Below are 539 nucleotides of genomic sequence, written 5' to 3'. Positions count from 1 at the left end.
GAAGAACATCCGCACCTGGGAGGCGATGCAGAAGGTGCTTGACTCGGGCGAGCACCGTCCCACTCATCTGCGCGGCTGGAAACCGGATTAGGCGGAATAATTGAGACGATGAGCCCTTTCGCACCCCCCTCTGTCCTGCCGGACATCTCCCCCGCAAGGGGGGAGATTGGCAGCTTCGGCGACGCCGCACCTCTTGCAAGGTTGAAGGTTGGCGAAAGCGGAGATGATGGCCAATCTCCCCCCTTGCGGGGGAGATGTCCGGCAGGACAGAGGGGGGTGCGAAGGGGCAAGGGGTCTAAACCCGGGGACAGTTTACTGAATTCCGGTCCGCACCCTTGCCCGAGCGTCGGCGTCGACGAGGAATTCAGTAAACTGTCCCCGGATTTCCTTGCGGACGGGTCCGCCCGATGAACGCACCCCTGAAAGAACCTCTAGCCGACGGCGAAAGGCGCGGCCGAAAAGCCTCGAAGGAGACGCGGCGGCAGCAGCTGATCGAGGCGACGATCGATTCGCTCGCCAAGCGCGGCTATTCGGAAACG

General features: G+C 62.7%; 1 pseudogene. It reads left to right on the top strand.

The features are described from left to right. Positions 1-407 precede the first annotated feature (407 nt). Positions 408-539, top strand: a pseudogene (locus tag C7I84_RS30805) (TetR family transcriptional regulator); the annotation flags it as partial.

The organism is Kumtagia ephedrae, from assembly GCF_003012745.1.
GTDB classification, from domain to species: domain Bacteria; phylum Pseudomonadota; class Alphaproteobacteria; order Rhizobiales; family Rhizobiaceae; genus Kumtagia; species Kumtagia ephedrae.
Note: the sequence above shows the minus strand (reverse complement) of the source record. Positions and strands in the feature narration are given on the sequence as shown.